Origin of the sequence: Rhizomicrobium sp. (assembly GCA_037200045.1) — a bacterium.
GTDB lineage: Bacteria > Pseudomonadota > Alphaproteobacteria > Micropepsales > Micropepsaceae > Rhizomicrobium.
The window spans coordinates 1874694-1900010 of sequence record JBBCHM010000001.1; the positions used below are offsets into that span (position 1 = coordinate 1874694).

Here is a 25317-nt window from a genome sequence, read left to right on the forward strand (position 1 = left end):
GTCGGTGCGTGGACAAGCTCGCGACTCATTGCGTGATCGCCGGCGGCGGCCCGGCGGGCATGATGTGCGGCCTGTTGCTGGCGCGCGCCGGCGTCGATGTCTGGGTGCTGGAAAAGCATAAGGACTTCCTGCGCGATTTCCGCGGCGACACGGTGCATCCCTCGACCCTGCAGATCATGGACGAGCTCGGGCTGCTGGAGAAATTCCTCGCCAAGCCGCACCAGGAGGTGACCGAGATCACCGCCGAGATCGGCAAGGAGAGCTTCAAGGTCGCCGACATGGCGCGCCTGCCGACACGGGCGAAGTTCGTCGCGCTGATGCCGCAATGGGATTTTCTCGATTTCCTCGCCGCCGAGGCGTCGCGCTATCCCAATTTCCATCTCACGATGGAGGCGGAAGTCGTCGAATTGCTCACCCGGCGCCGGCGCATCGTCGGCGTGCGGGTGAAGACGCCGGAAGGAACCGGCGACGTGCTGGCGCGGCTCGTGATCGGCGCCGATGGACGCCGATCGAAGGTGCGCGAGAAGGCTGGCCTGAAGGTGCGCGACCTCGGCGCGCCGTTCGACGTGCTGTGGCTTCGGCTTCCCACCGCGCCGGACGATCCGAAACAGCCGGTCGGGCGCTTCGTCGGCGGCAATCTGTTCGTGATGCTTTATCGCGGCGAGTATTGGCAATGCGCCCTGCTCATCCCCAAGGGCGGGCTAGCCGAGTTGAAGAAGGAAGGCCTTTCGGCGTTCCTCGCGCGGCTGCGCACGGCGGCCGGCTTCGCGCGTGACCGCGTCGAATCGATCAAGAGCTTCGACGATGTGAGCCTGTTAACGGTAACCGTCGACCGGCTGACGCGCTGGGCGCGGCCGGGCCTGTTGTGCATCGGCGACGCGGCGCACGCGATGAGCCCGATCGGCGGCATCGGCATCAACCTGGCGATCCAGGACGCGGTGGCGACGGCCAACGCGCTGGCGTCCATTCTGGCGACGCGACGGCCGCGTCTGTCCGAGCTGCGCCGGGTGCAGCAGCGCCGCGAATGGCCGACCCGCGTGGTGCAGCGCTTCCAGGTGATTGTGCAGAACACCGTGCTGGCGCGGACCATCCGCAGCCAGGTGACGCCGAGGCCGCCCTGGCCGCTCTATGTGCTCGACCGCTGGACATGGCTTCGGCAATGGCCGGCGCGCTTCATCGGCCTTGGCGTGCGGCCGGAGCATGTGAAGACCAAGCCGGTCACGCCAGCCGATAGCGCGCCCAGGTGATGCCGGCGTCGTCGACGCCCTGGTCGTCGAGGCCCGTCATGCGCTCCCAGCCCGTCGCCTCGTAGAACGCGATCGCCTTGCGGTTGGGGACGTCGAGTTTCAGCGTCAACGGCGCGCCGACGACGCGGCGGACGTGATCGACCAGCGCCCGGCCGACGCCCAGGCGCTGCGCGTCGGGATCGACATAGAGGCAATGCACGAAATTCTCGTCGCGGTAGATCGACAGGATGCCGACCAGCGCCTCGCCGATCCGCGCCAGCCAGACTTCTTCGTCCAGCGCGAACATCCGGAAGTCCTCGACGCGGAAATGGTTGTCCGGCCGCCAGGTGAACGCCGCCCGCCCGCTGCGGACATAGAGTTCGGCGGCTTCGTCGATCTCGGCCGCGTCGCGCGCGATGCGGATCGAAAGCGTGAACGATGAGCAGATCGGACGATTTAGACCGCTAGAGCCCACTTGCGATTGGACCTTCCTGGCATCGGCGCAAAGCGCTTATCTCTCCGCAAATGCTGCGCAGCCCACCGCATATCGTACTGCCAAGTATAAAAGAGGTCACCAGACTTTCTCAACTCGGCTTCGTGATTTTCCCAAATATGCCGAGCGACATCCTTGACCTGTGCTTCTCCGCCAAGCGCTTTGACGGCATCAAATACCCAATTCTTCAATAGCTCCCGATTTGCCATTATTGTCTCCCCGTTTAACATTCACATCTGCATCGTCCAGCCTTCGACGCCTTCCGCCGCCTGGCGGACGGCTTCGCTCAGCGTCGGGTGCGGATGGCTGGTGCGCGCGATGTCTTCCGACGAGGCACCGAACTCGATGGCGAGCGCGGCCTCGGAGATCATCTCGCCGGCACTGGCGCCCATGATGTGCACGCCGAGGACGCGGTCGGTCTTGGCGTCGGCGATGATCTTGGCGAAGCCGTCGGTCGCCGCGATGGTCTTGGCGCGCGCGTTCGCGGTGAAGGGGAATTTTCCGACCTTGTAGGCGATGCCGGCGGCCTTCAATTCTTCTTCCGTCTTGCCGACGCTCGCCACTTCCGGCGCGGTGTAGACCACGGCGGGGATCGCGTCGTAGTTCACATGGCCGGCCTTGCCGGCGATGCGCTCGGCGCAGGCGACCGCTTCGTCTTCCGCCTTGTGCGCCAGCATCGGACCTTCGCGGCAATCGCCGATCGCCCAGATGCCCGCGATGTTGGTGGCGTAATGCGCGTCGGTGACGACGCGGCCGCGCGGATCGAGCTTCACGCCGGCCTTCTCCAGGCCGAGATTGTCGACAAAGGCCCGCCTTCCGATGGAGACCAGCATGATGTCGGTCTCGATGGTCTGCTTGTCGCCGCCCGCCGCCGGCTCGACCGTGACGCGAAGCGCGCCGCCCGTCTTTTCCACGCCCACGACCTTGGTCGAGAGCTGGAATTTCATGCCCTGTCGCGAGAGGATGCGCTGGAACTGCTTGCCGACCTCGCCGTCCAGGCCGGGCGTGATGCGGTCGAGGAATTCCACCACCGTCACCTCGCTGCCGAGCCGGCGCCACACCGAGCCCAGCTCCAATCCGATATAGCCGCCGCCGACGACCAGGAGGCGCTTGGGCACTTCCTTCAGCGACAGCGCGCCGGTCGAGGACACAATCTGCATCTCATCGATGGTCACGCCGGGAAGCAAGGCGACCTCGGAGCCGGTCGCCACGACGATGTGCTTGGTTTCGAGCGTGCGGAGCGCGCCATCCTTGCCCTTTACCTCGACCTTGCCGGGCGACGCGATACGCGCCTCGCCGACGATCGCCTCCGACTTGGCCTTGCGCAGGAGGAATTCGACGCCCTTGGTGAGCTCGCCGACCACCTTGGTCTTGTGCGCCATCATGAGGCCGAGATCGAGCTCGGGCGTGACCTTGATGCCGAGCTTCGGAAGATGGCTCTTGGCTTCCTCGAACAACTCGCTGGTATGCAACAGGGCTTTGGATGGTATGCAGCCGATATTGAGGCAGGTGCCGCCGAAAGTGCCGCGCTTGTCGACGCAGGCCGTTTTCAGTCCCAACTGGCCGAGCCGGATCGCGGCGTTGTAGCCGCCGGGGCCGCCGCCGATGACGACCGCGTCGAAAGTATCCGCCATGAAACGCCGTCCTCAAAAAGGAAGGCAGCGTTATGCGCCGGAGCGCCGCGCGAGACAATTGCCGAAGGGACGCGGCCGGTCCCGCGAGAAGACCGACCCTCGCGGGGCCGGTCTTCCCGCCGATCGCTGCGGCTTAGTGGCGGCTCAACCGGTCGTTTTCGGCAGACCGGTCGCCGTCCTGACGGGCCTGGTTCGGCTGACCCTGCTTGTTGTCCCGCTTCTTCGCGCTCTTGTCGGCGGCCTGCTCCTGCTGCGGAGGCTGGCGGCGGATGTCCTGATCGCGGCTGCGGGTATTGTCCTGGTTGCCCATGCTTCATTCTCCCTTTGCTGAGGCGCGTGGGGCCGCGCCCGCCTCTGTAACGAGATAGGGCAATTCACGTTTCGGCGGTTCCGGCAGGAACCTCGTTCGGCGCGCCGAGCGGATCGCGGAAGATGACCTCCACCATGGTTCCCTTTCCCGGCTCGGAATGCAGCGCCGAGACGCCGCCGATCTGCGCCCCGAAGGTCCGGATCAGCCGCGTGCCCATGCCGGTCTTGCCGCCATGGTCGGTGAAGCCGGCGCCGTCATCGCTGATCGCGAGCCGGAGCTTGCCGTCCGCGGTCGGGGCCAACTCGATCCGCACCAAGCCGCGCTGACCCGGCTGGAATGCGTATTTGAAGATGTTGGTCAGGGCCTCGACCGCGAACAGCGCGAGCGGCACGGCGACCTCGCCCGAGACGTCGCGTTCCACCAGGTCCTCTTCCACCCGCACGCCGACATTCTCGCCGCGCATGCCCTCGGTGATCTGGTGCGCCAGTTCGTGCAGGAGGCGCTTCAGGTCGATGGTCGTCTGGTCCTCGATCTCGTGCAGGATGCGGTGCACCAAGGCGAGCGCGTTGATGCGGACCTGGGCCTGCATCAGCGCGTCGCGCGCCGCCGGATCCTTGAGCTGCCCGGCCTGCAGGCTGAGCAGGCTCATGACGATCTGCAGATTGTTCTTCACGCGGTGGTGGATCTCGCGGATGAGCAGCGATTTCTGGGTGAGCGCGTCGCGCAGCTTGCGGTCGCGGTCCTGGATCGAGTCGGCCATCGCCGACAGCCCGTCGCCCAGGCTGCGGAATTCGCGCGGCGCATCCTCGAGTTGCGGCCGGATCGCGTAATGGCCCGACCGGTAGGCGGCGGAGATGCGGCGCAGATAGGCGATCCATTGCGTCACCTGGCGCTCGGTGGCGAACCAGATGCCGGCCCAGGCCAGCCCGATCATCAGGATGGGCATCAGGAAGTCGGTGCCGACATGCAGATAGGTGTCGCTGAACAGATGGCTCTCGCGCATCGCGAAGGCGACGTTGATCACCCCGCCGCGCAACGGCGAGGTCGAGAAGGTCCAGTTGTTGCCCCGCGCGTCGTTGGCGGAATAGACGTCGCCCGGCCGGGCATAGCGGCGGGCGGCATCGACAAGGGCGTGGGCGACGCCGTCGTCGTTCGAGGCCAATATGTGGCCGTCGCTGTCGTAGATGAACACCACCGCGCCCTTCGGCAGTCCGTTGCCGCGCACCATGAAATCGAGCCAGTGGAGCTGAAGCACCACCGACAGCGCGCCGTCGAAGCGCCCCGTGGCGTCGCGCAGCGGCAGCATGCCGATGATCACCGGCTGCTTGAGGACCTGGCTCATCGTCAGGCCGCTCACCACGAAGCTCCTGGAGGCGCGGGCGCGTTCGAAGATCGGCCGACCCGAGGCGCTGAGCCCCTTGGCGCGCGGCAGCGCCGAACACAGCTTGGTGCCGTCGGCCCCGAGGCGGGACAGATTGGCGAAATATTTCACGCCGATCAGCGCGTCGCCCAGGACCGAATCGCAGGCCCGCGTGACGTTGCGCACGTCGCTGACATTGGCGAGCGCGCGCGCGATCTGCTCCGCCGAGGACAGGAGATTCTCCTCGTCCTTGGCGGCGGCGTTGGCCGAGCGGATGAGGCGATCATGCACCTGCGCGACGTCGGCGCGGGCGCGATCCACGCCTTGCAGGATGCTGACGACGGCAATGGGAAGAAGCGCGACGGTTACCGCGATGAGCAGCGTGATGCGGAGCGGCCAGCCCCGCTCACTCGGCGGTTCCCTTGCGTCGCCTGCGGGCGGCATCGGGACCGTCTTGCGGCGCGAGGCGATCCAATTGCGCCATGATTTCACGGGCAGCTTCCCCTTCGGGCGGTCGGTCCGATTGCGGCAATGCCTCATCGCCGTCGAGGATTGCAATAAGCGCCTTTCGCGCGCGCGCAACCCTGCTCTTCACCGTGCCCACGGCGCAGTTGCAGATTTCCGCAGCGTCTTCGTAGGAGAAGCCGCCGGCGCCGACCAGGATCAGCGCCTCGCGCTGCTCGTCGGTGAGCGCGCGCAACGCGCGGGCTGTGTCCGACAGTTCGGCGGACCAACCCTGGTCCTGCCCACCGCCGGGAATCTTCTCGGCGGCTTCCTGGTCCCATGGCGCCTGGCGCCAAGCGCGGCGGCGATCCGAATAGAACTGGTTGCGCAGGATGGTGAAGAGCCAGGCCTTCAGGTTGGTGCCGGGCACGAAGGAGTCTCGCGACTGCCACGCCTTCACCAGGGCTTCCTGCGCGAGGTCGTCGGCGCCTTCATGGCTGCCGCAAAGCGAGCGCGCGAAGGCGCGCAGGAAAGGGACAAGCCCCAACAGCTCGGTCTTGAAGTCGTCCGGCTGTTCGGAGGCGGGGGCGCTGTGCGCGGTGGGGACGGTGTGGGGGGCGGTCATGAGGATTTCTTCCCCGACTCGTCCTTCGCATCGATCCGACGCAACAGGTCCATAAATTCGTCGGGCACGGGCTCCTGCGCCACGGCATCGTAGATGCGCCGCAACTCTCGGCCGATGACCCTCTGGCGCGCCCGTATGGCGCGCGCTTTTTCGCGGTTGGGGTTCTGTTCTTTAGACAAATTCCAATTCCGCTGCTGCGGTGCGCCTGACAAAGCCGTTCTCCGATCGAGGCCGATTATACTGAAAAATCAGCCCCTTAATTTGACTCATCCGCCCACCAACTCCCTCCGAGGAAGCCAACGTCCGCCGCCCGCCAATGGTTCCGCCCCGATATGGAACTTTTCTTCTCAAGGAGCATTCCCGTCTGAGAGCGCCGAGGATAGCCCCGTCGAAGGAGCCCGTTTTTCATGAGCATGTCCCAGACCCTTGCCCCGCACCTTCCCTATCTGCGCCGCTATGCCCGCGCGCTGTGCGGCTCCCAGGCCAGCGGCGACACCTATGTCCGTGCCGCCCTGTCCGCGCTGCTTGCCGGCGACCAGACGCTGGTTGAGGGCGTGGCGCCGCGGGTCGGCCTGTACCGCGTCTTCCACGCCATCTGGCAATCGGCCTCGGGCCGCATCGACGAGAACACGACGCGCATCGCCGAGACCAAGCCGTCGCCGGAAACCCGCCTGAGCGCGCTCGATTCGAACAAACGCGCCGCGCTGCTGCTCACCGCCGTGGAGGCTTTCAGCCTCGAAGAGGCCGCCTTCATCCTGGACGAGACCGCCGAAGAGGTGGAACGCGCCATCGTCGACGCGCAGCAGACCATCGACCGCCAGCTCGCCAGCCGCGTGTTGATCATCGAGGACGAGCCGATCATCGCGCTCGACCTGGAGAATCTCGTCACCGAACTCGGCCACAAGGTCGTGGCGACCGCCGCGACGCGGGCCGAGGCGGTGGCCAAGGCGCATTCCGAGCGCCCCGGTCTGGTATTGGCCGACATCAATCTCGGCGAAGGCGGCTCGGGCATCGACGCGGTGGCCGAGATTCTCAACAGCTTCGACATTCCGGTGATCTTCATCACCGCTTATCCGGAGAAGCTCTTGACCGGCGAGCGGCCGGAGCCGACCTATCTGATCGCCAAGCCCTTCCTGCCCGAGACGGTGCAGGCGACGGTTGGCCAGGCGTTGTTCTTTCACTCGGCGGCTAAAAAAGCCGCATGATTCCAAAGTTCCCTTGCTGGGAACTTTGAGGCATGGTGGGGCCGTTCCCCCCAAAGTTCTGGGAAATTGGAGAGACGTATGAGCGCCGCCGGCAACACGGAAATCGACGCGAGACTGTCTGCTTTGCGGACCGACCTGGAGACGCTGCAGAAGGACCTTCGGGCCCTGGCGGGCGACGTCGGCGACGTCGCATCGACCCAGGCCAAGGACGCCCTGAAGAAAGCCGAAGCGGTGGCCGAGCGCGCCTACACGCTGGCCGAGGACGCCGCGGCCCAGGCGAGCAAGACCGCGTTCGAGGCTGCCGAGGACGTCGAGGAATGGGCGGCGGAGAACGCCGAGACCTTGCGCGCCACGGTGCGCGAACAGCCGCTGACCTCGCTCGCCATCGCGGCAGGCGTCGGCGCGTTCCTGGCCCTGTTCCTTCGCCGCTGACGGGATCCGTCATGGGGGCGAAAATCGCCGCGGCGGCGGTGCTTGCGGTCATCGGATTGCTGCTCGTCGTCTTCGGCGTGGGCTTTCTCAGCTATGCGCTGGCGCTTGCCCTGACGCCGCTTCTGGGCGCGGCCGGCGGCGCGGCGGTGACCGGCGCGATCTTCGTGGGGCCGCCGGTGCTGTGGGCCGGCATCGTGCTGATGCGCGGGCCGTCCAGGCCCAAGCCGAAACCGTCGGCGCCGTCCAGCCTGTGGATGGCGCTGTTCGCGGCGATCGCCAAGGAGACGCCCTGGATCGCGATCGTCGGCGCCATCGTCATCGCCGGCGCCGAGATGTTCTTCGGCAGCCGGACGCGGAAATAACCGGAACTCGCGCTTTTGCCTGACGTTTCCTTTGCAAGCAGCAAAGGAAACCGGAAATGCTCGGCTATGCGGTTCTGTTCTTGATCCTGGCGCTCGTCGCCGGCTATCTGGGCTTCTTCGGCCTGGCGGGCCTCGCGGCCAGCATCGCCAAGATCCTCCTGATCGTCTTCGTGGTGCTCCTGATCGTCAGCGCCTTCTCGAGCGCGCTGCGCGGCCGCCCACCGGTCTAGCGATGCGCCTGCCGCCGCGCGGCGCCCATCCGCTCGAAAATGCCATCGCGGCCGCCGTGCCGGCGGCCCTGCCGCTTGGCGGCGCCGATCCGTCCTCGGAAAAAAGCAAGCAAATCAAACTGCTGCGTCCGGCACCGCGATCTCTTGCAGGCATGGCTAAATTATTTTTGAGAAGCCGCAACCCAAATTAAGCCCGTGCATTTTCTTCCACGAGCGGACGTCTGATCCGGAACGCCCCAGCCCCTTCGACAGCCCGCATTGGGTGTCCGCTCGACTTTCTCCCCCTCCGAAAAAAGCAAAGCCCTAAGGCAGGCGGCCGAAGCGCACGCCATGCCAGTCGCGCAGGACGTAGGCGATGTAATGCGCGATCGGCACGCCATGGCGCAGCCGGTCGAACCGCGCGACCTCGCGGACCTGTCCGAAGCGGCCCGCCAGCTCGGCATGCTTGTCCAATCTCTGCTCCACGACATAAAGCGCCGGCTTGGCCAGGAGCTCGCCGCCGGGGACCGGCGCGTCGAGATAGCGATAGTCCTCATTCGCCTGGAGCACCGGCGGATGGCCCGGCAGGTAGAAAGCAAACCACGACGTCGAGGCGTAGTCGGTCGTGACGATGGCGGCGGCTCCGTTGGCCCGCTGCACGGTCTCGATCTTCGCCGCCACGCCGTCGAAGCCGACGGCCAGCAGCCGCGCCAGGGGATCGCTGCGTCCAAACGGAATGACGCCGAACAGCGCCTGGGCATAGATCGCCAGCAGCAGCACCGCCGCCACGGGCGTCGCCGCTGGCCGCGCGACGCGCCACACCGCCGCCATCCAACCCGTCCAGTCGCTCTGCTTCCAGGCCTGCGCGGCGGCCATCGCGAGCGCGGGAAATAGAAAGGACGGCCAATTGCCCTGGATGCGGTCGTGCAGCGAATGGATCAGGAAATAGAGCACCGAGGGAAAGACCAGCGCGGCCAGCAGGAATTCGGCACTGTCGCGGTCGCGCGCGCGGAAGGCGAGCGCCAGCGTCGCCAGCACGAAGATGAAGGGCGAGGCGAGCACGAACTGGGCGCCCAGGAATTCGAACAGGAAGCGCAGCGTGAAATGCCCGCCGGCGATGCGGCCGAACTGGAAGGCGAAGGTCGCCCAGCCATGGGTTTCGTTCCACAGGACGTTTGGCAGGAAGATCAGGAGCGCGACCAGCGCGCCGGCCCAGGGCCAAGGCGCGGCGAACCAGCGCCGCGCCACCGGCGAGAGCAGGAGCCACACCACCATGCCGGCGCCGAGGAAGAACATCGTGTATTTCGACAACAGACCCAGCCCGGCGGCGACGCCGACGCCGAGCCACCACGCACCCCTGCCCGTCTCGTGGACCTTGGCCAGGGCATAGAGCACCGCCGCCGCGGCGGCGACGGACGGCCCGTCCGGCGTCGCGGCCAGCGTCTCGACCGAGATCATCAAGGTCAGGTTGAAGAACAGGCTGGCGCGCGCGCCCGCATCCTCATCGCGCAGCAGGCTCGCGCCGGCCCGCCAGACGAAAAAGCTCGCCAGGACCGACAGGACGATGCCCCCGGCGCGCACGCCCAGCGCCGTGTCGCCGAAGATCAGCGTTCCTGCGCGGATTGCAAAAGCGATGGCGGGCGGGTGATCGAAGTAACCCGCCGCAAGATGGCGCGACCACAGCCAGTAATAGGCCTCGTCGGCCGAGAGCGGCAGAACCGCGGCCGCCACCACGCGCAGCACCGTCAAGGCGAGGATCGCGATGAGGATGTGCCGGCGCGTCATCGCGTGCGCCACACGAACAGGCTCGACATCGCATAGTTCCAGAACAGGCCCATCACCGCGCCAGCGGCGCCGGCAACCCACCACACCGGCTCCTCCGCGTAGAGCCAGTTCGCGATGCCGACATTGGTGAAGGCGCCGATCGAGCAGAACAGGCAGAACACGATAAAGCCCCAGAACATCGACGCGCCCTTGAGGCGGTGGTCACGATAAGTGAGCTCGTTGTTGAGGAAGAAATTGCTGGTCAGCGCGACGAAGGTGGCGATGGCCTGGGCGGTATAGAAATTGTCGGCGCCCGCGAGCAGCGCCGATTTCAGCACGATCAGGTGGACCACCAGGCCGAGCGCGCCGACCAGCGCGAAGAACAGAAAGCGCGGCTCGACCAAATCGCCGGTCAGCTTGGCGAAGATCAGCCCGAGGAATTCGACGCCGATCTGGACGTTGAACTTGCTCTCGCCCTGCTCGCGTTTGCCGAACACATAGGACTGTTCCGCCACGCGCAGCGACGGACCGGCCGTGGCGACGATGTCGAGCAGGATCTTGAAGCCGGCCGGCGACAGGCGCGCCGCGACCGCGTCGAACCGGTCGCGCCGCAGCATGAAGAAGCCGCTCATCGGATCGGACAGCGGCACGTCGAGGATATTGCGCGTGATGTCGGTGGCGAGCCGGCTCAGCCTGCCGCGCGCCGCATCGAACGAAGCGGCGCTGCCGCCGGCGATGTAGCGGCTGGCGGCGACGAGGTCGCAGGTGCCGCTGCGCAGCTTTTCAAGCATCGCCACCAGGGCGTGCTCGTCATGCTGGAGGTCGGCGTCCATCACCGCGACGAAGGGCGCGCTGGAGGCCAGCATGCCCTCGATGCAGGCCCCGGCGAGGCCGCGGCGGCCGACCCGGCGCAGGCAGCGTACCCTGGGATCGCGCGCCGCGATCGCCTTGGCGGTCTCGGCGGTGCCGTCCGGCGAATCGTCGTCGACGAAGATCGCCTCCCAGGCAATGCCGGTCAGCGCGGCGTCCAGCCGGCGCACCAGCTCGGCGACGTTGTCGCGTTCCTTGAAGGTGGGAAGGACGATGGAAAGCTCGACAGCGGGCACGCAGATCTCCTGGCGCCGCCTTGGTGGCAACAGGCCAGGACGGCGTCAAGGGACGCGTCTAGAGGAAAGTGACCGACCAGAGGACGGCGCCGGCGACCACCGCCAGCGCCAGGCTGACGATCAGCACCCAGCGCACATGGCCGGAGGTCTCGCCCTGACGGGCCTGCTCGGTGGAGACGACCCGTTCGCGGGCCCCATTTTCGGTCGTTTGCGTCGCCATTTCATGCTCCCTGCGCGCCGACCGGGCGGGCGCGGCGCTCCAGTTCCTGGCGGGCGTCGATGACGAGCTGCATGCGCTGCGTCTCGCTTTCGCCGTCCTGCTCGCGAATCCGCCGCTCCCACGCGGTCAGGATTTCGCGGCGCTCCTCATCGTTGAACCGCCGGTCGCGCATCACGTCCACCGGCGCGCGGTGGAAGCGAAGCGGCTCCCGCACGATGTCTTCGATGAGCTTCTTCTTGGTCATCAGATGGGCATGGGGGGTCAGAATCGCCCGATAAGGACGAGCACCAGCACGACGATGAGAACCAGGCCCAGCCCGCCGCTCGGGTAGTAGCCCCAATTGCGGCTGTGCGGCCAGGACGGCCAGGCGCCGAACAGCAGAAGAAGAAGGACGATGATGATAATTGTGCCGAGCATTGGAAATTACCTCGCGGACATCTGAACTGGGAACACCAAGGTGACGGCGGAGTTCCGCCGCTCGTCAGTGCTCGCGCCGTTTGCGGGTCGCGGCGGCCTTCTTCGCCGACGCCGAACGCTGCGCCGCGCTGCGGCCGGGCGCGGCGGTGCCGCTGAGACGTCCGCCCTTGCGCGACGGCGCGTGATCCTCGGCGCGGCCGCGGCCGGAGCCGCTTTTCTTGCCGCCATGGGTCTCGGCGTTCACTGTCGCCCAGGCGCGCCGTTCGGCTTCCTTCTTCGCCGTTCCACGCTTCTCGTAGCCTTGCTCGATATGTTCGGCCTGGCGTTTCTGCTTGTCGGTGTAGCTCGACTTGTCTCCACGCGGCATGGCTGTCTCCCTTTCGGATGCAAACGGATCGGCGGCGAAACGGGTTCCTGGAACCCGCGCCGCGATCCCCGCGCGGGTTCCCTGGGGAACGGGTGGCGCGCCCCGGCGTTCAAACACGCGATGGGCGCGCCTACAGGAGAACAATCATGACGATCCAGAAATTCGCTTCGGGCAGTGCTGCGGTTTTCGCATTGGTGACGCTGGCCGCGCCGGCCTTCGCGTTCACGCATCATCCCGCGACGCCGGCCGAGAACGCGCAGACCGACCAGTTGAACGCGCAGGCGCTCGCCAATGCGCAGGGCGGCGCGGCCCCGACGACAGGCGCCGCCATCGATACCGGAGCGACCAGCAACACGATGAGCAATGGCGGCATGGTCACCGGCTCGGGCATGAACGCCGGCGGCACCGACGAGAACGGCAACGCAAACGCCCCGACGCCAAACAAGCCGACCCCGCCGGCCAAGCCGAACGACACGGACAGCGCGCCGCCGAACGGGCAGTAACGCGGCGCAATCGCGGCGTGCGAAAAGGCCGGTGCGCGAGCGCCGGCCTTTTCTATCGGCGACGGCATCGAAGCTTCCCGCGATTGCCTGGCCCGGCGCGATGGACCATCATCGTGCCATGAGCGACGCCGCCGATCCCGCGTCCGGGCGCCGGCGCGCGGCGTTCGGATTCATCTTCGCGAGCGCGGTCGCCTGCGCGGTGACGATCGGCATCATGGTGCCGGTGCTGCCCAACCTGCTCAAGCAGTTCAACGGCGGCGACACCGCCGCGGCGACCGATTGGAACGTCGCCTTCGCGGTGTTCGGCGGCGCGATGAGCTTCTTCGCCGGGCCGGTGCTGGGGCTGTTGTCCGACCGCGTCGGACGCCGGCCGGTGCTGCTCCTGTGCATCGGCGGGCTCGGCCTCGATTTCCTGTTCATGGCCTTCGCGCCGAATCTCGCCTGGCTGTTCGTCGGCAGGCTGGTCAGCGGCGCGACCTCCGGCGTGTTCTCCACCGCGAACGCCTATGTCGCGGACGTGACGCCCGCCGAGGATCGCGCCCAGGCCTTCGGCTGGATGGGCGCCGCGTTCAGCGTCGGCTTCCTCGCGGGCCCGGCGATCGGTGGCTATCTCGGCGACATCAATCTGCGCCTGCCCTTCATCGTGGCGGCGGCGCTAACGCTGGTCAACGCGCTCTACGGCTTCCTCGTCGTCCCCGAATCGCTGCCGCCGTCCAAGCGCACGAGCGCCTTTCATTGGCACCGCGCCAATCCCTTGGGCTCGCTCAAACTGCTTCGCTCGCATCACGAATTGCTGCCGCTGGCGAGCGTCGGCTTCCTCAACCAGCTCGCCAACATGGTGTGGCCGAGCGTGTTCGTGCTCTATTCCGGCTATCGCTTCCACTGGACGGCGGGCACCACCGGCCTGTTCATGGCCGCCTTTAGCTGCGTCGGCGTCGCGGTGCAGAGCTTCATCGTCGGACCCTTCGTGAAGCGCTTCGGCGAGCGCGCCTGCCTGATCGCCGGCGCGGCGTTTCCGATCATCGGCCTGGCGTGGATATCCTGGGCGCCGACGGTGTGGCTCTATCTGCTCGCCGTACCGTTCAACGCGCTCTGGCAGTTGCTGGTGCCGGGCCTGCAGGGACTGATGACGCGGCGCGTCGGCCCTTCCGAGCAGGGACAATTGCAGGGCGCCAACCAGAGCCTGGCCGGCGTCGCCTCCGTCGCGGGACCGATTGTTTACGGCCTGGCGTTCGCCTGGGCGGTGCGCCATCCGCAATGGAACGTTCCGGGCCTGCCTTTCCTTCTGGCCTCGCTCACCATGGCGCTGTGCCTGGCCATCGCGATCCGGTCGGGGCAGATGGCGCGCGCCGCGGAAGCGGCGGCTTGATTTAATTGACGCGCAATTTACGGGCGAACCGGAAGTCGGTTCGCCCGATTGCGCTCAAGGCACTTCCGGCCCCAACGCCGAGCGGCGGATATGGCGCATGAAGGGCAGCACCAGAAGCGACAGCGCGAAGAACACGCCGATCGCGATCCACGCCTCGTTGAACGACTGCACCAGCGCCGCCTTGCGGATCAGGGGCTCGGCGAAGCTGCGCATGGTCTCGTCGACCGGGCCCATGTCGTGGCCGTGGAAGAACTGCGCCGGCAGGCCGACGAGCCGCGCCGTGTCGGCGTCGCCGGCCTGGAGCCTCGCGGCCAGGGCCTGGGCATGCGTCGGCGTGCGCTGGTCCAGGATCGTGTCGACCAGGGCGATGCCGATGGCGCCGCCCAGGTTGCGCATCAGGTTGAACAGCGCGCTGCCGTCCGCCACCTGGCCCGGCATCAGTGTATCGAGCGCGAGCCGCGTCGCCGGCAGGATGCAGAGCATCACGCTGGCGCCGCGCATGACCTGCGGCCAGAACAGCCCGTCATAGTCGGTCGCGGCCGTCTCATAGCCGTTGGCGATCAGGCCGGCGGCGAACAGGCTGAAGCCGAAAGCGGTCAGGATGCGCGGATCGATCTTGCTTTCCAGCCAGGCGGCGATGGGCGCGGTGGCGAGCTGGGCCGCGCCGGAGACGATCATGATCGTGCCGATCTGCCACGGCGAGTGCTCGCGCACGATGCCGAGGAACAAAGCGAGCAGATAGACCGAGCCGTAGAGCCCCAGGCCCAGCACGAAGCTCAATGTGCAGCCCAGCGTGAAAGTGTGTTCGCGGAACCGATAGAGGTCGAGAAAAGGATGCCGGCTGTAGAGGCTGCGCCAGATCGCGCTCGATCCGGTGACGAGGCAGATGGCGATGGCGCCGTAGACGAAGGGCCCGCGCCATTCGTATTTCGGCGCCTCCTTCAGCACCAGTTCGAGCGTCGCGAGGAAGGTCGCGGCCAGCGCGATGGCGAAATAGTCGATGCGGCGGAATTCGGAGATGTCGCCTTCGCCCAGCCGCACGAAGCCGATCACCAGTCCGACGATGGCGATGCCCGGCACCAGATTGATCAGGAAAATCCAATGCCAGTTGTAATACTCCGTCAGATAGCCGCCGATGGCGGGCCCAATGGTCGGCGCGATCACCGCGAGCGTGCCGGCCAGCGCGGTGGCGGCGATGCGATGCTTCTCCGGCATCATGACGAACACCGAGGTGAACACGCCGGGGATCAGCATGCCGCCGCAGAAGCCCTGGACCACACGCAGCGTGATGAAGGGCGGCAGCGAGGTGCACAGGGCGCAGGCGACGCTCGCCAGCGTGAAGCCCAATGTCGCGGCCGCAAACATCCAGCGCAGGGACAGCGCTCTGGTCAGCCAGCCGGTCAGCGGAATGGCGATCACCTCGGCCATCAGATAGCCGGTCTGGATCCAGCTCAGCTCGTCGGGCGAGACTTTCAGGGACGCCTGGATGGTGGTGAAGGAGCTGGCGACGATCTGGATGTCGAGCACGGCCATCGCCATGCCGACGCACATCGCCGCGAAGCCGATCCAGATTTTGACAATGGGCGGCATCAGGACTCAGGCAGGTGCGTTGCTGACGCCACTTTGAAACTTTTGGACCTCTGGGTCCATGACGCGGCGCCACAGGGGCGGCACCAGCGCCAGCAGGATGCTGCCGGCGTAGCCCGCCGGAAGCTCGGGCGCCGCCGCGACCCATTCCAGCCGCTCGAAGGACGATGCCGGCCGCGCATGGTGGGAGGAATGCCGGCCCATGTTGAAGATCAGGGCGTTGGCCATGGCATTGCTCGAGTTCCAGCTATGCGCCGCGGTGAAGGGCTCGTAGCCCCGCCCCGTGCGCCGGCGCGCCAGGCCGTAATGGGCGATGTAGTTGAACAGCTCCAGGACGACGATCCCGATCGCGCTCTCGGCCGCGAGCAGCGCCGCGCTGCGCGGGCCGAGCACCGCCCAGATCGCGGCATAAAGCGCGAGCATCGCCACGACGTCGCGGAAGATACGATTGTCCCAGATCGCCCCGCCGTTCAGGCGCCGCGCCTCGAACATCCAGGCATCGGCAAACTGCGCCGCGATGGTGCGCGGCAGGAAGGCATAGAAGCTTTCGCCGAGCCTGGCGCTGGCCGGATCGCGCTCGGTCGCGGCCCAGCGATGATGGCCGAAGATATGCGCGACGCGAAAATGCCGATAGCTCATGCCGGTGAGCATCAGAAGGCCGAGGAAACGCTCCGCGCGGTCATGGCCGTGCACCAGCTCGTGCGCCGCGAGGACGCCGAACACGCCCGTCGTCACGCCGACCGACAGCGCCAGCGCCGCGAAGCCCGATGCGCTCGCATCGCGCGCGGCGACGACCGCCCAGCCGATCACACCGAGCTGCACCGGCACATAGAGATTGGGCAGGACCCGGAACAGCCGCGCGTCCCGCGCAATCGCCGGACCCTGGCCGCGCCGCGAAACGAACTCGGCGGCGATCAGCGCGCCCAGGAGCGCCGCGACGGTGAGGAACGGCGCCGGCGGGCCGGCGAGGTAATAGAGCGCCGGGATCGACAACGCGAAGACAAAAGGCCCGATGAAGCGCAGCGCTCCCATGGACGGCCTCACGCCGGGCTGGCCGGCAAGGCACGGCGCGCGGCCAGCGCGGTCTCTTCCTGGCGGATGCGCCAGGCGAGCACGGCGGCGTTCAGGATGGTGAAGACGATGGCGACGCCGACCTCGCCGAAGGCGAGCGGCAGCACCGCGATCTCGCCGGCCACGACGAGATAATTGGGATGGCGCACGAAGCGGTAGGGCCCCTTGCGCACCAGCGGCGCCCCATCGAGCGTGATGATCCGCGTCGTCCAATAGGGACCGAGCGTGGCGATGACCCAGACCCGCGCCAATTGCAGCGCGATGAACAGCCCCAGCGCCCACCAATGGATCGTCGCATCCGGCGGCAGGACGAGCACGATCATCAACAGCCAGACGGCATGCAGGGTGACGATCAGCGGATAATGCGCGCGGCCGACCTCCACCGCGCCCCGCGCCAGCAGCGCGCGGGTGTTGCGCTCGGCATAGGCGATCTCGATCAGCCGCTGCAGGGCGACGAGAAAGAGGATGAGATAGATCGCCAGCCTCACGGCCCGCCGACCGCGAGAAAGACGGCGGAGAAGCCCGGGCCGAGCGCGGTCATCAGCGTATGCTGGTCGCGCCACGCCATGCGTTCGAGCACGAAGAGCGCCGTCACCGCCGACATGTTGCCGAAATTGCGCAGCGTGGCGCGGCTGTCGACAAGGTCGCCGCGCTGGATGTCGAAGGCGTCCTCCAGCGCATCGAGCACCTTGGCGCCGCCCGGATGGCAGGCGAAGCGGTCGAAGCAGGCGAGCGTCAGGCCATTCGCCTCGAGATAGCCGTGCAGGATCGGCTTGAAGTCGTTGGCGACGAGCGAGGGGATGCTCTGCGAGAAGATCGCCTTCAGCCCGTCGTCCTGCACGTCCCAGCCCATGATGCCGAGCGAATCGGGCCAGGTGTATTCGCCGCTGGCGCCGACCTTGGGCCCGTCGCCCTCGGTCGAGAGGATCGCGCCGGCGGCGCCGTCACCGAACAGCGCGGTGGCCACGATGTTGCTCTTGGAGGTGTCGTCCTTGCGGAAGGTCAGGGCGCAGAGCTCCACCACCAGGAACAGCACCTTGCTGCCGGGATAGGCGCGGGCAAGCTCGGAGGCGCGGGCGAGGCCGACCACGCCGCCGGCGCAGCCCAGCCCGAAGATCGGCAGCCGGCGGACATTGCGGCGCAGATCGAGCCGCTCGATCATCAGCGCGTCCAGGCTCGGCGTGGCGATGCCGGTGGTGGAGGACACCACGATGGCGTCGATGTCCTCGCGTACCAGGCCGGCCTCCTCCAGGAGCGCGCCGGCCAGCTTCTCGAACAGCGCGACGGCGTTTTCGAGGTAGAGCGCGTTGCGGTCGGTCCAGCCATGGGGCTGGCTGTACCAGTCGATCGGAACGCAGGAATAGCGGCGGTTGATGCCGGTATTCTCGAACACCGGCATCAGCCGGGTCATGTCGCGGTGGCCCTCGAACAGGGCCGCGGCGCGTGCCGAGACATCTGTCTGGTTCAAGACATAGGGCGGAACGGCACTTTTCAAAGCCAGCAAACGTGCCTGCATCGTCGCTCCCGGGGCGCGGATCGCTGCCCATCTAACGGTCAGTATAGCGACTGTCGGGCGAAAGACCACGCGAGGCGATTTTGCGCTCTGCCGGTGGCTGGCGGGCTATTCCGCGGCTTCCAGCGGACGGGCGGGAATCCGCGGCGGCGCGAGGACCAGGGGATCATCTGTCGGGGCCCCGACATAGTGGACGAGCGGCTCGAACACATCGAGCGCCAGGCGCATGGCGTCGAGCGCGTTCTGCCCCACGGTTACCGCGACCGCGACCTGCTTGGTTCCCTCGCGCACCACCGTCAGGCCCAGCGGCTTGACGTCGACGCCCATCACGAGATGGCGGAACAAAAGGTCGGTCGGCATCAGGGTGGTGAATTTCTCGCAGCCGGCGCGCACGCAGAACTCGAACAGGCCGACCAGCAGGGTCTTGCGGGCGGTCTCCATTTCGGCGCGACCGAGCCCATCCTCGTCGACCAGGGCGCGACTCAGTTCCAGGATCCGCGGGCCGCGCTGCACGCCCTTGACCTCGCACAGATCGGGCGCCGCGTCGGCGAAGACGTGCGGCCCGGTCGTCGGCAAAAACCGCGCGACGCCGCGCACCAGGCCCCCCTCTTCGGTCAGGAGAAGATAGATGGCGTCGGGCGTGTCGAAGCGATCGGTCTGCCGCCCGTCGCGCTTGCGCAGGCGGTTGAGCCCCCTGCGCTCCACCAGGATGCGGTGGCGCAGCCGGAACATGTCGCGCAGGGCGTCCTCGTAAATCGGCGCGTTGCGGCAGGTCACCACTTCGATCATCGTGCGCCCTCCCATGGGGCGGCGTGGAAGCTCGCGCCGTGGAAGCCCACCGTCATCCCCCCGGTATGAGGGGGGCGCGCGGTCAGGGGCTGATCTGCCTTGTGGAGATGGCGATCGCGACGGCCTGGGCGCGCGTGGTCGCGTTCAGCTTGATCAAGGCATTCTGCACATATTCGTGAACGGTCTGCTCGGCGATCTTCAGGATCTGCGATATCTCCCAGTCGGTCTTGCCGGCGGCGACCCAGACCAGACATTCGCGTTCCCGCGGCGTCAGGCGCGGGCCGCGCGGCGGCGGCGCGCTTTGGGCACGCAGCCTTTCGAGCGCCGCATGGAGATAGATCGACGCCATGTGCAGGCAGATTTCGTCGGTCTTGCCGAGCTCGTAGTGTTCGGTCCCCATCGAGACGATCACCGACAGGCCCTCGCGGCTGTAGATCGGCACGGCATAGCCGGCATTCATGCGGAATTCGCCGGCCTCCTCGAGGATGCGCGTGCCCTGCTCGTCGCTGGCACGCGCGGTGGGACCCCAGCGGAGCGGCTGGTTCTGCGCCCGCAACTGCCGGACCACCGGATCGACGACGACGTAGTTGCGGTCTCCGAAACGTAGCAGCCACTCCTCCGGCCAGGTCGTCGCCCAGACGCGCTCGCGCGGCAGCCCGACGGGCGGCCTGGGATCGCCGATCATGAAATAGGAAATGCCGAATTTGCGAATGAACCGTTGAAACGCTTCGATCAGGGAAGACGGGTCGCGATAACGATCGATCTCCTCGATGAATTCAAACGTAGAAGCCGTCAGCATGGCCGAGATAGGTTCCGCGTGTTCGATACGGCCCAAGCCGTATGAAGGCGGTACCGATCAGTCGGCCAGGCTACCGTCCGGGCGCCGCTGCCGCGCCTTGTACCCGGCAACTTCCGCGACGTGCTCCGGCCGTAGCTCGTCCACCGCCTGAAGATAGTCTGGCACAGGCCCGCGCAGCAGAATAGAGGGGCATTGTCCCTCATAGTTGCCGATATTCGGCCGGTGCTGCTGATAGCCGACCAGCGCCGCCAGTTCGGGCGAGAAGGTTCGCGCCACCTCGGGCGGGTAGACCAGCCACTGGTTCTCGTAGGGCTTCAGCCAGCCCAGCATGTAGCTGAAGACGACGCCGGTGCGCGGCACCGTGGTGCGGTTGGCGCCCGCCCCATGCAGCGTCGAGCCCAGGAACACCAGGGCCGAGCCCGGATCCATCTCCGCCGAGATCGCCTGGTCGCGCTCCAGGAAGTAATTGTCCTGGCAGCGATGGCTGTCCGGCCACACCACCGTCGCGCCGTTCTCGCGGCGATAGGGCGTGAACGGCCACATCACGTTGATCAGGTATTCGATCTGGCCCTTGGTGCCCTGCCACATGTCCTGGTCGCGATGCGGCCGCTGCTCGGCCTCGCCGGGCCACACCTCCAGCGCCTGCGCCAGGTTGAGCTGGAAGCGGTCGCAATTTGGGCCGAGCACCGCCTGGACGATCTCCAGGATCACCGGGTTCTGCGCGAAATCCGCCGCGTTCGGCGAGCGCTTGAGCAGGCTGCCGAAGCGCTTGGTGTGGCGGCCGTAGAAGTCGCCCTCGCTGAACGGCGTCTTTTCGAAACGCTCCTTCAGGTCGTTGTGGAAGGCCGCGACCTTGGTCCGGGGCATGAGGTCGGGAATGACGCAATACCCGTGTTCGAGAAGTTCACGCGTCCAATCCGACGCGGATTTCCGTTCCTGTGCGAAGGCGACTGACATGGCTTTATCCGATCCTGCGGTTGAATGGCGGCTTCAGGCGGCTCTGGCGACCGCGTCGAGTTCCAGCACGGGCAGGCGCCAGCCCATCTTCATGCGGAAGAGCTGCAGCGTCGCCGGCGAGACCTTGATCTTGAGGGCCCCGACCGTTTCGCCGTTGATGTCGCGCGGCAGGCCGAGCGGCTCGCACTCCCAGCCGACCGCCATGACGATCGACAGGAAGGACGGCGCGCCGAGGCAGGTGTAGGTGTTGAGGCCGTACAGAAGCGCGAACTCCACCATGCCGACGGCCAGATAGCTCTGCACGTAGAAGGACTCGCGGCCGCGGATATGCGGCGCGACGCAATAGCGCGTGATCTCCCAAGTGTCGTCGGCGACCGGAACGCCGCCGTCGCAGGCCATCGGGAACACTTCGCTCATCAGATGCGGTCCCTTGGTCGGGAGCAGCCGGACGGATCCCAGATGGGTCTCCTTCTTGTCGTCGAGCACGATCAGATAGGTCGCCTGGTCGTTGTCGAACTGGTCCATCTCGAATTTGCCGTCGACGATGGGAAGGTCCCATTTCATCGAGTCGACGAAGACCTTCTTGCGATCGGCATGCATCGAATCGATCGCGGGACCGAATTTGTGGCGATTGTTGGCGTTGACGACGACGATGACCATGGATTGTTTCCCTTCGGTAATGAACCGAAGGGTCGCATCGAACGCGGAGCCGGAGAATTCCCCTAGTTAGGGGAGGCGCTCAACCCACCAGGTCGGCGAACGCGACCTGGTTGTCGAACAGCACGCGGACGATGAGCTGCATGCGCGTCGCCACGTCGTATTTCCGCTTGGCGTCTTCCATGTGCTGGTGCACCGAATGGTTCGAGATGCCGAGGATTTGCGCGACGTCCTTGTCGCTTTTCCCGCGCCCGGCGAGCAGGACGCAGTCGAGCTGGCGGCGCGACAGCTTGGGCTGGCCCGCGGTCGCGCCGCCCGACTTGGCCTTCTCCGACATGCGCTGCACAACCCGGCGCGCCGCCTCGAAGGCGAAGCTTGCGACATATTGCGCGGCCGGCAGCGTGGTCGACGGCATCTCCCGGCCATAGCGCGTGCCGAAGGAGCACGAGCCGGTATATTCGCCGGGAATGTGGATCGGCACGGTGAAGCCGCCGCCCAGGCCGGCCAGTTTGGCGGAATCGAGAATCTGCAATTGACGCTCGGTCAGCGCCAGCAGGCTCGGCACCTCCGACCAGATGAACGGCGCCGCCGATTTCTGGCAGGCCATCAGGACCGGATCGTCCGAGAAATAATCCTTGCTTTCCATCATGTCGGCCCAGGCCTGGGGATAGTTGAACAGGTAGATGGCGTCGCCCTTGGTCTGACGGATGTGCACGTGATGGACGAGCGCGAAATAGTCGAATCCCAGTTCGGGAACCGTCACCTGCAGGAGCGTCTCGAGATCCTTGATGTCGGATACGCGGTTCGCTTCGCGGACAAACGCCTGCACGTCCTGCAGAAGATTCATGAAGGCCTCCAGCAAGCTCAAATCGTCGCGCGATGTTTGATCATCGCTGCGGCGTCGAACGCGAGCTTTCCCCATGTCACAACTATATGCAGCGGCCACAGCCGAAGACGAGTCCTTTCGCCCGCGCCGATGATCGCGCCTGTGCATCAACGATCTGCCCACCGAATCATGGATTTAGAGAGCGATCCGCGCGAACCGAAATCGCGGTTCGCGCTGCCCGTTCAAGGTATGAGCAAGACGCGGCCCACGGCTTTTCTGCTTTCGATGTAAGCGTGTGCGGCCGCTGCTTCCGAAAGCGGAAAGGTCCGGTCGATAACGACTCGCAACGTCCCCGCCGCGACCTCGTTCACCAGCGACTGGATCATGTCGTGCACGCGATCGGACGCGATCTCCGCGCCGAGGAAGACGCCGGTGAGGCTGCGATTGCCCGCCATCAGCGAGCCGACATCGACCTGCATCGGCTCGCGCCCCGCATTGCCGACCATCGATACCCGGCCGCGATAGCCGAGCGACAACAGCGAGCCCTGCAGCGTCGAGCCGCCGACGGAATCGACGACCAGATCGACGCCCTTGTTGTCGGTGATCCGCATCACCGACTGCACGACGTCGGAGGTCCGGTAGTTGATGCCGTGATCCAGGCCGAGCGGTTTCAGCTTCTCGAGCCGCTCGTCGCTGGAGGCGGTCGCGAGCACCCGGGCGCCGGCGCGCTTGGCGAGCTGGATCGCGGCGACACCGACGCCGGAGGCGCCGGCCTGCACCAGCACGGTCTCGCCCGCCTTGAGCCGGCCGAACTCGAACAGGCAGTCATGCGCCGTGCCGAACGGCACCGGCACCGCTGCCGCCGCCTTCACGTCGCAGCCCGGCGGAATCTTCCACGCGGTGCGCGCCGGCACCGAGCGCAGCTCGGCATGGCTGGCGTTGAAGCCGACCGTCACCGCCTTGTCGCCGATCCTGAAATCCGCGACCTCGTCGCCGACCGCGACGACTTCGCCGGCCGCCTGATAGCCGACGATATGCGGCACCGTGAACAGCGGACCGCCCTGGCGGTTCAGCGTATCGCCGCCTTCGATCGACACCGCCTCGACCCGGATGACGATGCCGTTGGACATCGCTTGCGGATCGGGGACGTCTTCGTATTTCAGGACGGACGGAGGACCGTTCTCGTAATAGACGGCGGCTTTCATGGCATGCTCCCGATGGTGGTTGCGAAAAGCCTAGCCGCTCCCGAACCCCATGCAAGGCGGGCGAATTCTACACGCCGCATTTGTCCTTGCGGCGCCGTGGCCCACGCCGCGCGACCTGACAAAGTCAGCCGGCGCAAGGGTTTATGACAGCGGGCGGATTGGATAAGTGGGACACAATGGGGCTAATCTAAACGTCACAAAGCATCGGGGAAGACCATGTCCGCTCTCACAGACGCCTATATCTGCGACGCCGTGCGCACGCCCATCGGGCGCTATGGCGGCGGCCTCGCCTATGTGCGCACCGACGATCTGGCGGCGCTGCCGATCAAGGCGCTGATGGCGCGCAACAAGGATGTCGATTGGAGCCAGGTGGAAGAGGTCTATCTCGGCTGCGCCAACCAGGCCGGCGAGGACAATCGCAATGTCGCGCGCATGGCGGCGCTGCTGTCCGGCCTGCCGCAAACGGTGCCGGGCACGACGATCAACCGGCTGTGCGCCTCCGGCCTCGACGCGGTGGGTTCGGCGGCGCGCGCGGTGAAGGCGGGCGAGGTGTCGCTGGTTCTTGCCGGCGGCGTCGAATCGATGACGCGCGCGCCCTTCGTGATGGGCAAGGCCGAGAGCGCCTTTCCCCGCGCGGCGGAGAATTACGACACCACGATCGGCTGGCGCTTCGTCAATCCAAAGATGAAAGCGGTGTACGGCACGGACTCCATGCCGGAGACCGGCGAGAACGTCGCCGAGGCCTACCAGATCTCCCGCACCGATCAGGATGCGTTCGCCTTGCGCAGCCAGCAGAAGGCCGGCCGCGCCATCGCGAGCGGCTTCTTCGCGGAGGAAACCATCGCGGTCGAGGCCAAGGACGGCAAGGGCAAGCCCGTGCCGTTCACCGCCGACGAACATCCGCGCCCCGCGACGACGGCGGAAGACCTCGCCCGCCTCAAGACGCCGTTCCGCAATCCGGGCACGGTGACGGCGGGCAACGCCTCGGGCGTGAACGACGGCGCCGCGGCGATGATCATCGCTTCGGAGGACGCGGCGAAGAAGAACGGGCTGACGATCCGCGGCCGCGTGCTCGGCATGGCGACGGCCGGTGTGGCGCCGCGCGTGATGGGCATCGGGCCGGTGCCGGCGACGCAGAAGCTTCTCGCCCGGCTCGGACTCGGGATCGGCGATTTCGACGTCATCGAATTGAACGAGGCCTTCGCCAGCCAGTCGCTGGCGGTGCTGCGCGGGCTGGGACTTCCCGACGACGCCGACTTCGTGAACCCGAATGGCGGCGCCATCGCGCTCGGCCATCCGTTGGGCATGAGCGGCGCGCGGCTGGCGCTGACAGCGCTGCATCAGTTGGAAAAGACCGGCGGCAAGCGGGCCCTGGCAACGCTGTGCGTCGGCGTCGGCCAGGGCGTGGCGCTGGCGATCGAGAGGGTCTGACGATGCGAAATCGACTTCTTGCGACGGCGTTCGTTCTCGCGTGCGGCGCGGCGCAGGCAGCGGATGCGCCGAAGGTGGACGTCCAGCCGGTCGCCCGCACCAACACCACGATCACCGGCCAGCCCATCGTCGTGCCGGACAAGCCCGATGTGGTGGTCTCCCTCGTGACCTTTCCGCCGGGGGCGCGGCTGCCGGAACACCAGCACCGCTTTCCGCACTATGTCTATGTGCTGGACGGCGTGCTGACGGTCATCAACATCCAGACCGGCAAGATCTTCGACGTGAAGGCGGGCGACTTCGTCGTGGAGATGCAGGACACCTGGCACTACGGCATCAACAACGGGTCGGTCCCGGTGAAGCTGCTCGTCATCGACCAGGTGCCGGCGGGCACCAAGAGCAACTCGGTGCCGAAGGCTCCGCCCTCCCCTTGATCAGG

General features: G+C 66.7%; 33 protein-coding genes. 10 read left to right on the forward strand and 23 right to left on the reverse strand.

Annotated features, from left to right (window positions below; all coding sequences use genetic code 11):
- Window positions 1–8 precede the first annotated feature (8 nt).
- The gene (locus tag WDM86_08890) at window positions 9–1247 is read left to right on the forward strand and encodes an FAD-dependent oxidoreductase (GenBank protein ID MEI9990141.1); all 1239 of its coding nucleotides are present in this window, start codon (window positions 9–11) and stop codon (window positions 1245–1247) included.
- On the opposite strand, the gene WDM86_08895 is transcribed toward WDM86_08890, so the two are convergent.
- The 7 genes from WDM86_08895 to WDM86_08925 form a co-directional block, all read right to left on the reverse strand.
- Window positions 1219–1701 (reverse strand): GNAT family N-acetyltransferase, encoded by a 483-nt coding sequence (locus WDM86_08895; GenBank protein ID MEI9990142.1) that lies wholly within the window; start codon window positions 1699–1701, stop codon window positions 1219–1221. The genes WDM86_08890 and WDM86_08895 overlap by 29 nt on opposite strands.
- Window positions 1683–1928, reverse strand: coding sequence for a hypothetical protein (locus WDM86_08900; GenBank protein ID MEI9990143.1), 246 nt, complete (start codon window positions 1926–1928; stop codon window positions 1683–1685). The genes WDM86_08895 and WDM86_08900 overlap by 19 nt, the downstream gene beginning before the upstream one ends.
- Window positions 1929–1949: 21 nt before the next feature.
- Window positions 1950–3353, reverse strand: coding sequence for a dihydrolipoyl dehydrogenase (gene lpdA / locus WDM86_08905; GenBank protein ID MEI9990144.1), 1404 nt, complete (start codon window positions 3351–3353; stop codon window positions 1950–1952).
- Window positions 3354–3486: 133 nt separating this feature from the next.
- Window positions 3487–3663, reverse strand: coding sequence for a hypothetical protein (locus WDM86_08910; GenBank protein ID MEI9990145.1), 177 nt, complete (start codon window positions 3661–3663; stop codon window positions 3487–3489).
- Window positions 3664–3727: 64 nt separating this feature from the next.
- Window positions 3728–5467, reverse strand: coding sequence for a sensor histidine kinase (locus WDM86_08915; protein ID MEI9990146.1), 1740 nt, complete (start codon window positions 5465–5467; stop codon window positions 3728–3730).
- Window positions 5430–6092, reverse strand: coding sequence for a sigma-70 family RNA polymerase sigma factor (locus WDM86_08920; GenBank protein MEI9990147.1), 663 nt, complete (start codon window positions 6090–6092; stop codon window positions 5430–5432). The genes WDM86_08915 and WDM86_08920 overlap by 38 nt, the downstream gene beginning before the upstream one ends.
- A complete protein-coding gene (locus WDM86_08925; protein ID MEI9990148.1) occupies window positions 6089–6271 on the reverse strand; it encodes a NepR family anti-sigma factor in 183 nt (60 codons plus the stop codon). Before WDM86_08925 ends, WDM86_08920 begins: the two co-directional genes overlap by 4 nt.
- A gap of 228 nt (window positions 6272–6499) precedes the next feature.
- Here WDM86_08925 and WDM86_08930 point away from each other — a divergent pair, with 228 nt between their 5' ends.
- The 5 genes from WDM86_08930 to WDM86_08950 all read left to right on the forward strand — a co-directional run bounded on the left by WDM86_08930 (window position 6500) and on the right by WDM86_08950 (window position 8512).
- Complete coding sequence (locus WDM86_08930; protein ID MEI9990149.1) at window positions 6500–7297, forward strand: response regulator; 798 nt, start codon at window positions 6500–6502, stop codon at window positions 7295–7297.
- 78 nt (window positions 7298–7375) lie between these two features.
- Entirely contained in the window at window positions 7376–7729 is a 354-nt protein-coding gene (locus WDM86_08935) for a hypothetical protein (protein MEI9990150.1), read from the forward strand.
- 11 nt (window positions 7730–7740) lie between these two features.
- Window positions 7741–8091: a hypothetical protein gene (locus WDM86_08940; GenBank protein MEI9990151.1), complete on the forward strand. Its 351-nt coding sequence runs from the start codon at window positions 7741–7743 to the stop codon at window positions 8089–8091.
- Between the two features lie 56 nt (window positions 8092–8147).
- Window positions 8148–8321, forward strand: a complete 174-nt coding sequence (locus WDM86_08945) for a DUF1328 domain-containing protein (GenBank protein MEI9990152.1) — start codon at window positions 8148–8150, stop codon at window positions 8319–8321.
- 2 nt (window positions 8322–8323) lie between these two features.
- Window positions 8324–8512, forward strand: coding sequence for a hypothetical protein (locus WDM86_08950; GenBank protein MEI9990153.1), 189 nt, complete (start codon window positions 8324–8326; stop codon window positions 8510–8512).
- Window positions 8513–8624: 112 nt separating this feature from the next.
- On the opposite strand, the gene WDM86_08955 is transcribed toward WDM86_08950, so the two are convergent.
- The 6 genes from WDM86_08955 to WDM86_08980 form a co-directional block, all read right to left on the reverse strand.
- Entirely contained in the window at window positions 8625–10085 is a 1461-nt protein-coding gene (locus WDM86_08955) for a glycosyltransferase family 39 protein (GenBank protein MEI9990154.1), read from the reverse strand.
- On the reverse strand, window positions 10082–11170 hold the full coding sequence (locus tag WDM86_08960) for a glycosyltransferase family 2 protein (protein MEI9990155.1): 1089 nt from the start codon (window positions 11168–11170) through the stop codon (window positions 10082–10084). Before WDM86_08960 ends, WDM86_08955 begins: the two co-directional genes overlap by 4 nt.
- Window positions 11171–11228: 58 nt before the next feature.
- Window positions 11229–11390 carry a hypothetical protein gene (locus WDM86_08965; protein MEI9990156.1) on the reverse strand — a complete coding sequence of 54 codons (162 nt, stop codon included), beginning with the start codon at window positions 11388–11390 and terminating at the stop codon, window positions 11229–11231.
- Between the two features lies 1 nt (window position 11391).
- Window positions 11392–11634 carry a hypothetical protein gene (locus WDM86_08970; GenBank protein ID MEI9990157.1) on the reverse strand — a complete coding sequence of 81 codons (243 nt, stop codon included), beginning with the start codon at window positions 11632–11634 and terminating at the stop codon, window positions 11392–11394.
- A 17-nt stretch (window positions 11635–11651) separates the two neighbouring features.
- Complete coding sequence (locus tag WDM86_08975) at window positions 11652–11807, reverse strand: DUF3309 family protein (GenBank protein ID MEI9990158.1); 156 nt, start codon at window positions 11805–11807, stop codon at window positions 11652–11654.
- Between the two features lie 64 nt (window positions 11808–11871).
- On the reverse strand, window positions 11872–12174 hold the full coding sequence (locus WDM86_08980) for a hypothetical protein (GenBank protein ID MEI9990159.1): 303 nt from the start codon (window positions 12172–12174) through the stop codon (window positions 11872–11874).
- A 146-nt stretch (window positions 12175–12320) separates the two neighbouring features.
- Here WDM86_08980 and WDM86_08985 point away from each other — a divergent pair, with 146 nt between their 5' ends.
- Both WDM86_08985 and WDM86_08990 read left to right on the forward strand, forming a co-directional pair.
- The gene (locus WDM86_08985) at window positions 12321–12677 is read left to right on the forward strand and encodes a hypothetical protein (protein MEI9990160.1); all 357 of its coding nucleotides are present in this window, start codon (window positions 12321–12323) and stop codon (window positions 12675–12677) included.
- 118 nt (window positions 12678–12795) lie between these two features.
- Window positions 12796–14046 (forward strand): TCR/Tet family MFS transporter, encoded by a 1251-nt coding sequence (locus WDM86_08990; protein ID MEI9990161.1) that lies wholly within the window; start codon window positions 12796–12798, stop codon window positions 14044–14046.
- A gap of 54 nt (window positions 14047–14100) precedes the next feature.
- Here WDM86_08990 and WDM86_08995 read toward each other — a convergent pair whose 3' ends face one another.
- The 10 genes from WDM86_08995 to WDM86_09040 form a co-directional block, all read right to left on the reverse strand.
- Window positions 14101–15636, reverse strand: a complete 1536-nt coding sequence (locus tag WDM86_08995) for a DHA2 family efflux MFS transporter permease subunit (GenBank protein MEI9990162.1) — start codon at window positions 15634–15636, stop codon at window positions 14101–14103.
- A gap of 6 nt (window positions 15637–15642) precedes the next feature.
- A complete protein-coding gene (locus WDM86_09000) occupies window positions 15643–16665 on the reverse strand; it encodes an alkane 1-monooxygenase (protein MEI9990163.1) in 1023 nt (340 codons plus the stop codon).
- A gap of 8 nt (window positions 16666–16673) precedes the next feature.
- Window positions 16674–17192: an isoprenylcysteine carboxylmethyltransferase family protein gene (locus WDM86_09005; GenBank protein ID MEI9990164.1), complete on the reverse strand. Its 519-nt coding sequence runs from the start codon at window positions 17190–17192 to the stop codon at window positions 16674–16676.
- Window positions 17189–18220: a hypothetical protein gene (locus WDM86_09010; GenBank protein MEI9990165.1), complete on the reverse strand. Its 1032-nt coding sequence runs from the start codon at window positions 18218–18220 to the stop codon at window positions 17189–17191. Before WDM86_09010 ends, WDM86_09005 begins: the two co-directional genes overlap by 4 nt.
- 105 nt (window positions 18221–18325) lie before the next feature.
- On the reverse strand, window positions 18326–19006 hold the full coding sequence (locus tag WDM86_09015; protein MEI9990166.1) for an acyl-homoserine-lactone synthase: 681 nt from the start codon (window positions 19004–19006) through the stop codon (window positions 18326–18328).
- An 82-nt stretch (window positions 19007–19088) separates the two neighbouring features.
- Complete coding sequence (locus WDM86_09020) at window positions 19089–19805, reverse strand: LuxR family transcriptional regulator (GenBank protein ID MEI9990167.1); 717 nt, start codon at window positions 19803–19805, stop codon at window positions 19089–19091.
- Window positions 19806–19862: 57 nt separating this feature from the next.
- Window positions 19863–20762 carry a phytanoyl-CoA dioxygenase family protein gene (locus WDM86_09025; protein MEI9990168.1) on the reverse strand — a complete coding sequence of 300 codons (900 nt, stop codon included), beginning with the start codon at window positions 20760–20762 and terminating at the stop codon, window positions 19863–19865.
- Between the two features lie 33 nt (window positions 20763–20795).
- Complete coding sequence (locus WDM86_09030) at window positions 20796–21422, reverse strand: acyl-homoserine-lactone synthase (protein ID MEI9990169.1); 627 nt, start codon at window positions 21420–21422, stop codon at window positions 20796–20798.
- Between the two features lie 79 nt (window positions 21423–21501).
- Window positions 21502–22266, reverse strand: coding sequence for a LuxR family transcriptional regulator (locus WDM86_09035; GenBank protein ID MEI9990170.1), 765 nt, complete (start codon window positions 22264–22266; stop codon window positions 21502–21504).
- A 221-nt stretch (window positions 22267–22487) separates the two neighbouring features.
- Window positions 22488–23450: a zinc-binding alcohol dehydrogenase family protein gene (locus WDM86_09040; protein MEI9990171.1), complete on the reverse strand. Its 963-nt coding sequence runs from the start codon at window positions 23448–23450 to the stop codon at window positions 22488–22490.
- Between the two features lie 216 nt (window positions 23451–23666).
- On the opposite strand from WDM86_09040, the gene pcaF reads away from it, so the two are divergent.
- Together pcaF and WDM86_09050 are read left to right on the forward strand one after the other, a co-directional pair.
- Window positions 23667–24881: a 3-oxoadipyl-CoA thiolase gene (gene pcaF / locus WDM86_09045; protein ID MEI9990172.1), complete on the forward strand. Its 1215-nt coding sequence runs from the start codon at window positions 23667–23669 to the stop codon at window positions 24879–24881.
- Between the two features lie 2 nt (window positions 24882–24883).
- Window positions 24884–25312, forward strand: a complete 429-nt coding sequence (locus WDM86_09050; GenBank protein MEI9990173.1) for a cupin domain-containing protein — start codon at window positions 24884–24886, stop codon at window positions 25310–25312.
- Window positions 25313–25317: the final 5 nt, after the last annotated feature.

Bases quoted from the DNA above. Each gene is read 5' to 3' on its own strand.
- WDM86_08900 (MEI9990143.1), bottom strand. From the start codon at position 1,928: ATGGCAAATCGGGAGCTATTGAAGAATTGGGTATTTGATGCCGTCAAA.
- lpdA (MEI9990144.1), bottom strand. From the start codon at position 3,353: ATGGCGGATACTTTCGACGCGGTCGTCATCGGCGGCGGCCCCGGCGGC.
- WDM86_08910 (MEI9990145.1), bottom strand. From the start codon at position 3,663: ATGGGCAACCAGGACAATACCCGCAGCCGCGATCAGGACATCCGCCGC.
- WDM86_08915 (MEI9990146.1), bottom strand. From the start codon at position 5,467: ATGCCGCCCGCAGGCGACGCAAGGGAACCGCCGAGTGAGCGGGGCTGG.
- WDM86_08920 (MEI9990147.1), bottom strand. From the start codon at position 6,092: ATGACCGCCCCCCACACCGTCCCCACCGCGCACAGCGCCCCCGCCTCC.
- WDM86_08930 (MEI9990149.1), top strand. From the start codon at position 6,500: ATGAGCATGTCCCAGACCCTTGCCCCGCACCTTCCCTATCTGCGCCGC.
- WDM86_08935 (MEI9990150.1), top strand. From the start codon at position 7,376: ATGAGCGCCGCCGGCAACACGGAAATCGACGCGAGACTGTCTGCTTTG.
- WDM86_08940 (MEI9990151.1), top strand. From the start codon at position 7,741: ATGGGGGCGAAAATCGCCGCGGCGGCGGTGCTTGCGGTCATCGGATTG.
- WDM86_08945 (MEI9990152.1), top strand. From the start codon at position 8,148: ATGCTCGGCTATGCGGTTCTGTTCTTGATCCTGGCGCTCGTCGCCGGC.
- WDM86_08950 (MEI9990153.1), top strand. From the start codon at position 8,324: ATGCGCCTGCCGCCGCGCGGCGCCCATCCGCTCGAAAATGCCATCGCG.
- WDM86_08955 (MEI9990154.1), bottom strand. From the start codon at position 10,085: ATGACGCGCCGGCACATCCTCATCGCGATCCTCGCCTTGACGGTGCTG.
- WDM86_08965 (MEI9990156.1), bottom strand. From the start codon at position 11,390: ATGGCGACGCAAACGACCGAAAATGGGGCCCGCGAACGGGTCGTCTCC.
- WDM86_08970 (MEI9990157.1), bottom strand. From the start codon at position 11,634: ATGACCAAGAAGAAGCTCATCGAAGACATCGTGCGGGAGCCGCTTCGC.
- WDM86_08975 (MEI9990158.1), bottom strand. From the start codon at position 11,807: ATGCTCGGCACAATTATCATCATCGTCCTTCTTCTTCTGCTGTTCGGC.
- WDM86_08980 (MEI9990159.1), bottom strand. From the start codon at position 12,174: ATGCCGCGTGGAGACAAGTCGAGCTACACCGACAAGCAGAAACGCCAG.
- WDM86_08985 (MEI9990160.1), top strand. From the start codon at position 12,321: ATGACGATCCAGAAATTCGCTTCGGGCAGTGCTGCGGTTTTCGCATTG.
- WDM86_08990 (MEI9990161.1), top strand. From the start codon at position 12,796: ATGAGCGACGCCGCCGATCCCGCGTCCGGGCGCCGGCGCGCGGCGTTC.
- WDM86_08995 (MEI9990162.1), bottom strand. From the start codon at position 15,636: ATGCCGCCCATTGTCAAAATCTGGATCGGCTTCGCGGCGATGTGCGTC.
- WDM86_09000 (MEI9990163.1), bottom strand. From the start codon at position 16,665: ATGGGAGCGCTGCGCTTCATCGGGCCTTTTGTCTTCGCGTTGTCGATC.
- WDM86_09010 (MEI9990165.1), bottom strand. From the start codon at position 18,220: ATGCAGGCACGTTTGCTGGCTTTGAAAAGTGCCGTTCCGCCCTATGTC.
- WDM86_09015 (MEI9990166.1), bottom strand. From the start codon at position 19,006: ATGATCGAAGTGGTGACCTGCCGCAACGCGCCGATTTACGAGGACGCC.
- WDM86_09020 (MEI9990167.1), bottom strand. From the start codon at position 19,805: ATGCTGACGGCTTCTACGTTTGAATTCATCGAGGAGATCGATCGTTAT.
- WDM86_09025 (MEI9990168.1), bottom strand. From the start codon at position 20,762: ATGTCAGTCGCCTTCGCACAGGAACGGAAATCCGCGTCGGATTGGACG.
- WDM86_09030 (MEI9990169.1), bottom strand. From the start codon at position 21,422: ATGGTCATCGTCGTCGTCAACGCCAACAATCGCCACAAATTCGGTCCC.
- WDM86_09035 (MEI9990170.1), bottom strand. From the start codon at position 22,266: ATGAATCTTCTGCAGGACGTGCAGGCGTTTGTCCGCGAAGCGAACCGC.
- WDM86_09040 (MEI9990171.1), bottom strand. From the start codon at position 23,450: ATGAAAGCCGCCGTCTATTACGAGAACGGTCCTCCGTCCGTCCTGAAA.
- pcaF (MEI9990172.1), top strand. From the start codon at position 23,667: ATGTCCGCTCTCACAGACGCCTATATCTGCGACGCCGTGCGCACGCCC.
- WDM86_09050 (MEI9990173.1), top strand. From the start codon at position 24,884: ATGCGAAATCGACTTCTTGCGACGGCGTTCGTTCTCGCGTGCGGCGCG.